At 62.2% G+C, this 11640-nt stretch carries 8 protein-coding genes; 6 read left to right on the top strand and 2 right to left on the bottom strand.

Annotated elements, in window-relative coordinates; genetic code table 11:
- Positions 1-26 precede the first annotated feature (26 nt).
- On the top strand, positions 27-1487 hold the full coding sequence (locus QM672_RS12405; RefSeq protein ID WP_311934757.1) for a hypothetical protein: 1461 nt from the start codon (positions 27-29) through the stop codon (positions 1485-1487).
- A gap of 246 nt (positions 1488-1733) precedes the next feature.
- Complete coding sequence (locus QM672_RS12400; protein ID WP_311934758.1) at positions 1734-3041, top strand: glycosyltransferase family 4 protein; 1308 nt, start codon at positions 1734-1736, stop codon at positions 3039-3041.
- A gap of 99 nt (positions 3042-3140) precedes the next feature.
- Here QM672_RS12400 and QM672_RS12395 read toward each other — a convergent pair whose 3' ends face one another.
- Together QM672_RS12395 and QM672_RS12390 are read right to left on the bottom strand one after the other, a co-directional pair.
- A complete protein-coding gene (locus QM672_RS12395; protein ID WP_415083024.1) occupies positions 3141-4580 on the bottom strand; it encodes a mannose-1-phosphate guanylyltransferase/mannose-6-phosphate isomerase in 1440 nt (479 codons plus the stop codon).
- Between the two features lie 478 nt (positions 4581-5058).
- Positions 5059-6231, bottom strand: coding sequence for a polysaccharide biosynthesis/export family protein (locus QM672_RS12390; RefSeq protein WP_367623722.1), 1173 nt, complete (start codon positions 6229-6231; stop codon positions 5059-5061).
- 354 nt (positions 6232-6585) lie between these two features.
- Between QM672_RS12390 and QM672_RS12385 the strand changes: the two genes are divergently transcribed.
- From QM672_RS12385 to QM672_RS12370, 4 genes are all read left to right on the top strand, one after another.
- Positions 6586-7095: a hypothetical protein gene (locus QM672_RS12385; RefSeq protein WP_311934760.1), complete on the top strand. Its 510-nt coding sequence runs from the start codon at positions 6586-6588 to the stop codon at positions 7093-7095.
- A complete protein-coding gene (locus QM672_RS12380; RefSeq protein WP_311934761.1) occupies positions 7095-9134 on the top strand; it encodes a capsular polysaccharide biosynthesis protein in 2040 nt (679 codons plus the stop codon). Before QM672_RS12385 ends, QM672_RS12380 begins: the two co-directional genes overlap by 1 nt.
- The gene (locus QM672_RS12375) at positions 9118-10449 is read left to right on the top strand and encodes a glycosyltransferase family 4 protein (protein ID WP_415082896.1); all 1332 of its coding nucleotides are present in this window, start codon (positions 9118-9120) and stop codon (positions 10447-10449) included. The genes QM672_RS12380 and QM672_RS12375 overlap by 17 nt, the downstream gene beginning before the upstream one ends.
- Positions 10450-10710: 261 nt before the next feature.
- Positions 10711-11400 carry an outer membrane protein gene (locus QM672_RS12370; RefSeq protein ID WP_068292809.1) on the top strand — a complete coding sequence of 230 codons (690 nt, stop codon included), beginning with the start codon at positions 10711-10713 and terminating at the stop codon, positions 11398-11400.
- Positions 11401-11640: the final 240 nt, after the last annotated feature.

Genomic DNA, 11640 nt, shown 5'->3' with positions numbered 1-11640 from the left:
CCCCGATGCGCCTATATGCAGCCCTCTTGGGGATCGCCGCTGCCATGTTGGCTTGCCACCCCGGTTCGGCAGAGACAGCCCTGACCGGACTCGGCAAGGCCGATGCGGCAAGCGCCATAAACGCCCTGCTGGCCTCCGGAGCGGACGTCGAGCTTCCGGCGGGACAATATGCCTTGCGCAGCCGCTGGATCGAGATGCGAACCCCGGGACAGGTGCTGCGGTGCAAAGGGCCCAACACCACCTTGGTCGTCGACCGGCCGGGCACCACGGCCTCTCCAGCGCTGATCATGACGCAGGCGGCGGTCGGCGCGAAGGTGATCGGCTGCAAGTTCGACATGAATGGCGGACAATTCGTCAATACCGCCTTCGCTCCGCTCGCTTCGAACGACGCCATCAAATACGTGCCCGGCACCGGCCTGGTCGACAACCCACAAGGCAAGGCCAAGGCGAATGACGGCATGGCCGTCGCCGTCCTCGTGATGTGCGATCGCTGCGAGATCGCCGAAGCCGAAGTGACCCGCGGCTTCGACAACAATATCATGGTCGCAAATTTCGACCTCTCCAATGGCAAGCAGTCTCTGGGGCCCTGGGGCGTGTCCATCCGCGATACCCGCACCAGCTATGCCGGCGCTGGCCGGCACAATTGGGATCCGGACTATTATCAAGGCTGCGGCATCGACATCGGCTCCGGAGTCGCTGCTCGCCTGACCAATGTCGAGGACCGCTATTCGCGCATCGGCTTCTGTGTCGATGAAGGGGGCGGGGCATCGGCCCAGATCGTCAATGCTGCCAGCTTCAACGCCCAGGTAACCCAGAAGCCTTTTCTCCGGCCGGACAAGATGAGCAGCTACTATCCCGCTGCCGACGATCCCTGGCATGGCTCCAGCATTGCCGGTACAGGCTTTTTCTTCGGCGGCTCAGACCGCCGCGCCAATCTTGGCCAGGTCCAGCCGGGCCTGATTTCGACCACCTGCATCAACTGCCTGGCCTATGAGCCACAGGGCGTTGGCTTCTGGTTCTCGCGCTACTCCAACGGTGCTCACCTCGTCTCGCCGCACGCAGCGAGCCCGGGACTGGAATGTTTCTGGGCCGTCGGTGGCAGCCACTATCTCACCGACGCAATCTGCGACCAACCGAATGCACTGGCCGGCAGCACGAAAATCTGGGGTGGTAAATTTCCCTGGCCTCGGACGGCCGCCGTCCGGGCGAGCTGCGCCAATTGCGGTCCGTTCAGTTCTCTTCCCGCGATACGAGGCACACCAGACCAGCTGAACACCACACTGCACTTCAACGGCCTCACGATGACAGACAGAAGCCCTCTTGATGCAGCCAAGAAACCGAACTTTGCCTATTCCTTCTCAACGGCTCCAGGGAATAAGGATGAATTTTCTCGAATCCAAGTCTTAAGAGGTAATATTCAACCTGGAACATCTGGACTTATTGACCAGGGGGACGGCACAAAGATCGAAATCATCGACGGAAAATGAGGAAAGATACTGATAAGTGTTTATATTTTGAACTGATATGACGTATAGGAATCTCAGTTCAGTGGTGCGAATGGGAACAGGCCTGAATGGATCGCACAAGCCAGTGGATCGAAGAGCGCCCGGTTCGGTCTTCGACGCCTGAGGAAGGCATCAGCATACCGTCCGCCAAGGGGCCCAACACCGCCTGCAGAACGCAGACGATTTCCCGCAAAGCCTTGCTCCACCTGGGAAATAAGGAGGCGAGGAATGCGCATCCTCTATGAGCTCTACAATCTCTCCCTCCCGTCGGGGACAGGCATCGCCACCTATGCGCGCAATCTCTGCAAGACCTCCAAGGAACTCGGCTACGACATAGGGGGATTGCTGCACACGAACCGCCGCCTTCGGCTGGGTGATCCGCAATCTACGGAGGCCGGACTCTTCAGCCCTCCGGGAAGACGCAAGGCGCTCGTCGGCACGACGCTGCGCCGCATGCTCGGGGCGCCCTTTGGCATACCGACCGTGCGGCTCGAAAGCGACAAGATCTCCGTCCAATCCGAGCAGTGGGAGAAACGTAGCGGTGGCGTGCAGGACGCCTATGTCGCATCGCGTTATCACGAAATGGCTCGCCTGCATTTCCAGCGCTACGGCAAAAGCGCCAGGATACTTCTCGACCAGCCGCCGGACATCTTCCACACCACGCAAGTCATTCCGCTCAGCGTGCCGGGCGCCAAGAATATCTACACGATTCACGACCTTGTGCCCCTGCGCATGCCGGAGGCGACAACGGACGACAAGAGCTATTTTGTGAATATGATCCGGTATCTCGCGCAGACCGCGGATAGGATCGTGACCGTATCGGAGACCTCGCGGAACGACATCATCGGCTTGACGGGCGTTTCCCCTGAAAAGGTAGTCAACACCTATCAAGCAGTATCCATTCCCCAAGATCTTCTCGAAATTCCGACGAATGAGGTCGAGGACATCGTGAAGAGCTTCTACGATCTAAACTATAAAGACTATTATCTTTTTTATGGGGCGATCGAACCGAAGAAAAACCTGTCCCGCCTGATCGACGCCTTCGTTGCAAGCGACACCCGGAGTCCGCTCGTCGTGGTCGGAGGCCTGGGCTGGCAATACGGTGCCGATCTTCGGAAAATAAGAGAGCACAAATCGCGCGGCTATCTTTTTGACGGTCGGCATCTGAAAGAGGATATCCGTATCCGGCGCCTCGACTATGTACCTCTGCTTCAATTGATCTCGCTGATCCGGGGAGCAAAGGCGGTTCTGTTCCCATCACTCTACGAGGGCTTCGGCCTGCCCGTGCTCGAAGCGATGCTGCTGGGTACGCCAGTCCTCACTTCAAAAGGTTCCTCGCTGTCGGAAGTTGCGGGCGATGCTGCCGTTCTGGTGGATCCCACCGACACCGTCGATATGATGCGCGGCATCCGTGCTCTTGACGGCGACGCGGAGCTGCGCGCCGAGCTTGTCGGGCGCGGACAGGCGCAATCGGCCAAATTCTCAGAACAGGCTTACGCGGAACGGCTCACCAAGCTCTACGAAGGCCTCCTGTAGGGAAGGGAGGGGGAAAATCGAAACGGATTTTCCATCCTCCTTCGCCCCCTGCCGTTGCAAATTTCGGCAGAGGCTTTTCACCGGCCTAACGGCTCGCCGTCACGACGCCTCGCGATTGTAGATGTCCTCGATGCGGATGATGTCATCCTCGCCAAGATAGCCGCCGGTCTGCACTTCGATGATTTCCAAATCGATCTTGCCGGGGTTCTCCATGCGATGCACCGCACCGATCGGGATATAGACGGATTCATTCTCATGCACCGACTTGACCTCACTACCGATGGTGACGAGAGCGGTACCACGCACCACGATCCAGTGCTCGGAACGGTGATGATGCTTCTGCAATGACAGGCGCCCGCCCGGCTTGACCACGATGGACTTGACCTGGTGCCGTTCGCTCAAATCCAGCGAGCGATAGCTGCCCCAGGGGCGGAAGGATTGCCGGTGCTCCTGTGTCAGGAGGCGGTGGCTCGCCTTGAGCTGTTCGACCAGCGCCTTGACGCCGGCGGCATCGTCACGGCGGGCGACCAGGACGGCATCGGGCGTGACGATGACGGCGACGTCGTCGAGACCGGCAATGGCGACCAGCGGGCCATCCGTGGAGACGAAATTGGCACGGGCGTCGACGAAGGCCGCCTGGCCACGGGCGGCATTGCCCGCCTCATCCAGGGCGTAGAGATCGCGCACGGCACTCCAGGAGCCGACATCCGACCAGTCGAAGGTCGCGGCCACCACGGCCGCGCGCGCCGTACGCTCCATCACCGCATAGTCGATGGAGCGGGCCTCGGCACGCGCGAAAGCAGTTGCATCGAGGCGCAGGAAACCGAGATCGCTCTGTGCCGTGGCGACGGCCTCGCCCACCGCGTCAGCCGTCTCAGGGTCATGCATCGCATAGTCAGCGAGCATCACGCCCGCCTGGAACAGGAAATTGCCCGAGTTCCACAAAAAGCCCTCGCCGACATAGCGTTCCGCCGTCGCGGCATCCGGCTTCTCGACAAAGCGGACCACGTGCCGTCCGCCCGCGACGATCTCCTCGCCCGGCTCGATATAGCCATAGCCGGTGGCAGGGCCTGTCGGCTCGATGCCGAAGGTGACGATATGGCCAGCCCGAGCGGAACTGCCGGCTTGCCTGCATGCCCGCTGGAAGCCCTCGGCATCCCGCACCATGTGATCGGCAGCCAGGGCAAGCACCAGGGCCGTTTCACCGTCCTGATCGGCGATATGGCGCGCACCGGCGAGGATGGCCGGACCGGAGTCACGCGCTTCCGGCTCCAGCAGAACATCGGCCTCGATGCCGAGCGCCTCCAACTGATCGGCGACCAGAAAGCGATGGTCCTTGTTGGTGACGATGACGGGGCGTCCGAACAGGCCCGCATCGGCAACCCGACGCAGGGTTTCCTGAAACGTCGACAGCGCCCCGAAGAGAGGCAGGAATTGTTTGGGACGGTTGGAGCGGGAAGCCGGCCAGAGCCGGGTTCCTGAGCCGCCGCACATGATCAGGGGACGAATCGGATTGGACGGCTCGCGCTTGAATTCCATGATTTCGGACGCCACAAATACCTCCAGACAGGTTCCAGCCTTGCAACAAATCCAGATAACGTAACGTTATCTCAGCAAGGATTCGTGCGCACAAACATCAACTCCTCCACGACAAGCAAGCGAAATTCCAGAACATCGAGGCAAAGATAAGGCCGCCACCTCTAATAATACCTTCGTATGCGTCGTCCGCTCGTCCGCTCTGAGCAAGGGGCGCAATCTCCGCCTAAAAATAAAATCTTTATTACCAACAAGTTATGCAGCAGCGCATCAGCCCTGCCCATCAGAGCACAGGGCTCTCCTACTCCATCGCGACGATGACTAGTATTATATTACTATAGTTACTCAAGGTAATTTCAAATTTACAACACGGCTGCCGGCACCAGCTCGATCCGGGCAAGCGAGGCCATGTTGCCAAAACAAACGCGCCCCGCCCTTTCGGGCGAGGCGCGTTGAAGAAAAGCCGTTCGAGAGCTTGGGCTCAGCGCCCGATCGTCGAGAGATTGGCACCGGCACTGACGATGCCCACGCCCCCGCCGATCATCTGCAGGAACTTGGCGAGATCGGTCGACGGTGCGTTGGAGATGTAGAGCACGTCCTTGTTGCGCATCAAGAAGCGTTGCGACCACAGGAAGGAACCCGGATTCTTCATGTCGAGGCGATAGACGACGGGCACGCTGCCCGAACGATAGCCACCGGATGTCGCGCCGCCCCTGAGTTCGCGAAAGGCAGCTGCATCCTCGTAGCGAAATACGAAGACGCCGCTCGCATCCGAACGCGAATCGTTCAAGCCGCCCGACTTGCCGATGGCTTCGGCGAGGGTGACCCTGTCGCTCGTAAAATCGATGGTGTCGTTCTTGCCGGTGGCGCCGAGCACCGTGAAGGTACGCGGCTCGCGATAGATGAAGAGCTGATCGTCCGCGCGCAGATAGATGTTCTCGCGCGGATTGGAGACCAGGGAGGTCAGGCTTTCCACGCCCGTGCGCGACCCCCGCGTCAGGCGGACGAAGAGGTCGTGGGCCGCTGCCTGCGGACCACCGGCCAGGGCGATCGCATCGAGCACGCGCGTGCCCTTGACGGCGAGGGGGAAGCGGCCGCCCTGGCCGACTTCGCCGGAGACCGTGACGAGATTGGCGGCATTCTGGGTGAGGGTGACCAGCACCTGCGGCTCGATCGCCTTGGACGACAAGGCGCTGACGATGGCCTGGCCGACCTGGGCCGGCGTACGGCCGGCGGCGACGACGCTGCCGGCATAGGGCACGTTGATGCGCCCGCCGCGATCGATCTGCTGGGGCGGCAGCTGCACGCTCTTGCTGCCGGCGCTGCCGGTAGCGTCGGAGGTGCCGAACAGGCCACCCGAACTCGCCTCGAAGATGGAGACCGACACCATGTCGCCGATGCCCAGCGTCCCGCTCGACGGCGGGCCGCCTGCCGCGAAACTGCCGAGGAAACCGGTCGGGCGATGCCGCGACAGTACGGCAACCGTCCCGGCATTGACGTCGAAGATGGAATAGGGACTGGCGACGCCGCGCGACTGCGCACCGCCATTCTGCTGACGGCTCAGAATGGTTTTGGCCGTGGGGCCAGCATTCGGCAAGCTGGAACAAGCCGCAAGGCTGGCGGTGATCAGGAGAATGATTGGAATACGCAACACTTCGACATCACTCGCTTTTCAACGGCACCCTATCTTTTTTCCCATCACTGACGGACTGGAACAAGCCTTGATGCTTTTTGTGGTAAAGATCTCTGTTCAGAAGGAGGTAACATTTGCCCAAACATCAGGCCCCTTCGAGCTTTTCTCGCCGGCGCCGATGAAATGAACGTCACAACTTCAAACCCGAATCGACTTCCATCCAACCCACCATGGAGACCTCATTCGCTCGGGCGACCTCGCAGTCCCGCTTTCCGTCGCTCCCATATTTTCGCTTCCGTTTCGGTCTCCCGAAAGGTAAGTAGGAGCCATAGGGATTGGCGGAGGGCTCTGGCAGTGCCAACCGAAGGAGGCTGCATGGCAGCCCGCGCCAATTTGCAAACTTTCCGTGATAATGCAACAGAAATTGCGCCGCTCCTGGCAGCCGTCCCGTCACGAAATCTACACATTAGATTCTCTTGTGAGAAACTTTCCTTAATTTGCCACCTGATTTTTTCCACTTTCTTCAAGAGCAAAAAAAGGTATTCTTATAATATACTGACAATCGACAGCGAGGTTTTCGCTCGAACTCCCCAGAGAGACATCTCGACTGAGAACCGTAAAGGCTCAAAGCCTGCTGAAGATACAAAGATTACTCCTTTAGTAGTAGGACGCGCCTCTTTGCCGGCGGCGTTTGCGCGGGCCCGTGCAGTTCCATTCCGCTGGGAACGGCAAGCGGTCACGTCTTTCAGATTCAGGTCATCGATCCTGGCCATGCGCCACCTGATGCAGGCGCCCCTGCAACCATCCCCGAAGCCGCCTTCCGTCATGGGCATCTTGGGCACCCTGCACGCCGTGCCCGCCACTGCCTTTCCAGGGTCATGCTGATGGACCGGTCCTGGTTGCCACGTCCTGGCAGCGTTATCGGCCTGCCGCTGGTCACCCTGCTGCGTTTCCCGGATCTCGGCGAGTTGCTGCCGGAGTATCGGCTGGTGGCCTTGGAGCGGGCGGGACGCAGGGTGGATGCCGTCGCCGGCTGGGGCCGCAAGCTGCCGGCCCGCTGGGCCAGGCATGCGGCTGCCCGGCTGGCTCGCCCCTTTTTCACCCTGGAGGACGGCTTCCTGCGCTCTGTCGGCCTCGGCAAGACCGGGGCGGCGGCCGTTTCGGTGGTGATGGACGACCTCGGCGTCTATTACGACGCCCGCACGCAATCGCGGCTCGAGCACGAACTGGCACTGGGGAATTTTCGCGAGACCCGGCCACGCGCCACCGCCCTGCGCGACGAGATCGTGCATCATCGGCTGACCAAATATAACCATCTGCCCGACAGGCCATTGGGGCTCGGGCCGCGCGGGAACCGCCGCATCCTGCTGGTGGAGCAGGTCGCGGGCGACCTGTCGATCGCCGGCGCCTGCGCCGACGGGACGAGCTTTGCCGCCATGCTGGCCGATGCCCTCGCCTTGCAGGACGCCCAGATCATCATCCGCTCGCATCCGGATGTGATGGCGGGCCGAGCCCGGGGCAGCTTCGCCGGCCTCCCGGCCGCCTCCCATCTGCGCCGGCTCGACGATGCCGTTTCCCCCCACGCCGTGCTCGATGAAGTGGATGAGGTCTGGACCGTGTCGAGCCAGCTCGGCTTCGACGCCCTTCTGCGTGGATTGCCGGTGCGGTGCTATGGCGTGCCCTTCTATGCGGGGTGGGGATTGAGCGAGGACCGGCCGGTGCTGCCCGGCGCACGCGAAGCCCTGGTGCGCCGCCAGGCGCGGGCCGGGAACCCGCTCGACATCGTCGACCTCGTCGACGCCGCCCTGATCCGCTACCCGCTCTACGCCGATCCGATCACCGGCCGCGCCACCGGCCCCGAACAGGCGATCGCAAGGCTGCAGGGCTGGCGTGCCCATGCCGGGCGCTGGCGCGGGGAAACCGAGGCCGTCGCCATCAAGCTGCACAAGCGGCCGATACTCCGGCGCTATTGCGCCGCTCCGGGCGCCACCCTTCGCTTCAACGCCACGGCATCCGGAAAGGCACGTCAGCTCAGCTGGGGCCTGCCACGGTCTTCCGCTAACGGGGCAGCGGCGATCGCGGTCGAGGACGGCTTCCTCAGATCGGTCGGACTCGGCTTTCCCGGCACCGTCCCGATCTCGCTGTGCTTCGATGCGAGCGGTATCTATTATGATGCCACCACCGCCAGCGATCTCGAGACCCTTCTGGAGACCGGCATTTTTCCCGTCGAACTCACCGAGCGCGCCGCGCGGCTGCGGCAGGCGATCCTGCAGGCCGGCCTGACCAAATATAATCTGCGCAGCGATGTGCCCGACGAGGCCCATCGGCAGGCAAGGGGGCGCCGGCGCGTATTGGTGGCCGGGCAGGTGCCCGATGACCAATCCCTCAGGCTCGGCCTGCCCAGCCATGCCAGCAATCTCGAATTTCTCCGGGCCGTACGCCGCGAATGCCCCGACGCCTTCATCATTTTCAAGGAGCATCCCGATCTGGTGGCCGGCAAACGGCCCGGCCTGAGCGACCCGACTGCCGCCGGCGCCCTGGCCGATCATCTGGCGGTGTCGGGGGATGCCGCGGCCTGGATCGACTTTGCCGACGAAGTGCATGTACGCACCTCGCTGGCAGGGTTCGAAGCCTTGCTGCGAAACAAGCCCGTCATCTGCCACGGAGCCCCCTTCTTCGCCGGCTGGGGCCTGACGACCGACCGCGTCGCCATTTCCCGCCGCACGCGCCGCCGCACGCTCGATGAATTGGTGGCTGCCGCCCTCATCCTTTATCCGAGCTATCTGCACCCAGTCCGAGGGCTGCCGATGGAGGCCGAAGATGCGGTGAGCTGGCTGAGCGCGGCGCGCCAGGCTCCCGCCGGCAGAACCAACCCCTTGCGCCGAATCATACGCTGGTGGCCCCGCAATGCAGTTTCTTTTTGACGTATCGCGGCATCTGCGCCGGCTCATCCGCACCACGCCCACCGGCATCGATCGGGTCGATGCCGCCTATATCCGGCTCCTGCCCGACATGGCCGGGGACGTTTCCTTCGTCGCCAAGATGCCGGGCTTCAACGGTTTGCGGCGCGTCGACAAGCTTCTCCCTTCCCCGGAATCTTCGGCCTGGCAGGGATCCGATGTCGAAAAGGATCGCATCTACACCGATCTGACCGATTATCTCGCCACGCCGGTGTGGGCCTCCGAACGCGGCTGCCGGCGCCTGGCCGAAACCAACCGGGCCGAACCTTCCGCCGCCCGGGTGGCGCTCACCGGCATGCGGCAGGTCTTCGGCACCCGCGACCTGCCTCTCAATCTGCGCGGATCGGTGTATCTCAATACCTCTCATTCGGGCCTGGAGAACACCCTCAAGATTCAGGAGATGAAGCGGCGCGGGGCACGCATCGTCGCCATGCTGCACGACCTCATTCCGGTCGACTTTCCGGAATTCTGCCGCGAAGGCGAGGCGGCCAAACATCACCGCCGCATGCTCTCCCTGCTGCAGCATGCCGACCTGATCATCGCCAACTCGGCCTATTCGCGCGACCGCTTCATGGCCTGGCTGGCGACGGCCATTCCGCGCGGCGAGCGCCGGCCTGCCGCGCCGCGCGTGGTGGTGGTGCCGTTGGCCGTCGAAAACGAATTCCTCACGCGCACCGCCCTGCGCCCGCCTTCTTCTCAGATTCCTTATTTCGTCTGCCTCGGCACCATCGAGGCGCGCAAGAATCACGCCTTGCTGCTGCTGCTCTGGCGCCGTCTTGCCGAGAAGCTCGGCGCGGCCTGTCCGCGCCTGGTGCTGGTAGGACGGCGCGGCTGGAAGGTCGACCAGGTCCTGGACCTGTTGACCCACGCCGCCCCGCTGGCCCGCCATGTCGTGGAAGTGGCCGACCTCAGCGACGCCGCCGTCGCCTGCCTGATCGCCGGCGCACACGGCATGGTTCAGCCATCACTGGTGGAGGGTTTCGGACTGCCGATCCTCGAAGCCAATGCCCTCGGCGTGCCGGTGATCGCTTCCGACATTCCCGCGCATCGCGAGGTGGCCGAACTCGCCGGCCATCATGGCATCAGCCTGGTCGATCCCATCGACCTGCCGCAATGGATGGGTGCGGTGACGGCGCTGGCCTCGGACCGCTTCGAGCTCAGCACCCGTGCCGCCCTCCCCACCTGGCGGGATCACGTGCAGCAAGCCCTCGAAGCCGTGCGGGATCACTTCGAGCATGCGGCTCCGAAAAACAACTTTGCCAGCAGGAGTCCCGCCTGAGGCGAGCTACCGCATGATACCACATGACCTAACGACATTTTCCCATTCGAGACACAATTTTCTACTATATAGAACCGGCCTTCGATAAAACTCCTTTGTGATTATAGGCAAATCATCTTACCTTGCAAAAATCAGAGCGGCCCTGCACCTTAGGGCACCCATCGAAGTAAGGACGTTATTTCCCCGCTACCTGTTGCATCAAAGCTACAGACTCGCGTTTCGAAAGCTGGCATGGTGGTTTCACCTTTAGGAGTAACGCATATGAGAATCTCTGCAGCAGCAATTGCTCTCCTGCTCTCGTCGACGGCAGCTTTCTCCGCCGACCTTGCGCCTGCACCCGTTGAGCCTGTGGCACCGGTTGTCCTGCCGTTCTCCTGGACGGGCTTCTATGCTGGTGCGAACGTCGGCTATGCTTTTGGCGGCCGCGACACGGTCGGCATCCACGATCCGGATTTCCTCGGCGACATCGGCAAGCTGACGGGCAAGGGTTTCCTTGGCGGCTTGCAGGCCGGCTATAACTACCAGTTCGACAACATCGTGGTCGGTATCGAAACCGACTTCCAGGGTGCCCAGATCAAGGACACCGTGCATGGTGTGGTCGCTGGCGCTCCCGGTCGTGCCCGCTCGGACATCAAGTGGTACGGCACGCTGCGTCCGCGCATCGGCTATGCCTATGACCGCTTCCTGATCTACGCCACCGGCGGTCTGGCCTATGGCAACATCGACTACAAGCTCAGCTATGACGGCGCTTCGTTCAGCGACAGCAACACCAAGGTGGGCTGGACGGCCGGTGCCGGTCTCGAATATGCCTTTACCGACAATCTCTCGGGCCGCATCGAATATCAGTATGTGAACTTCGGCAGCTACACGGTGCGCGGCAGCGGCACCCTTCACTCCAAGGCCTCGCCGGACTTCCACGCCGTGCGTCTGGGTGTGAACTACAAGTTCTGATCCGACGCTGCTGCATCAGATCTCATTGCATCAACGGGGGCAGGTTTGCCCCCGTTTTTGTTTGCCGGATCTGCAACGGCCGATGATGCAGACGGGTGGGTCCGGCCCAGCACCGTCCGATAGCGCCAGCCCTCTCTCTTGTAAGCCGGCTCAATTCAGCGCAGCCGGCCATGCGTTGCCGCGACGGGATCGCCTGCCTGGCCGCGGCCCCTTACACCGCTTTCGGGACGCCTTTCAGGG

The organism is Labrys sp. (in: a-proteobacteria), assembly GCF_047605565.1.
In the GTDB taxonomy this organism is placed as follows: domain Bacteria; phylum Pseudomonadota; class Alphaproteobacteria; order Rhizobiales; family Labraceae; genus Labrys; species Labrys neptuniae.
This window is presented reverse-complemented; position numbering and strand designations above follow the sequence as displayed.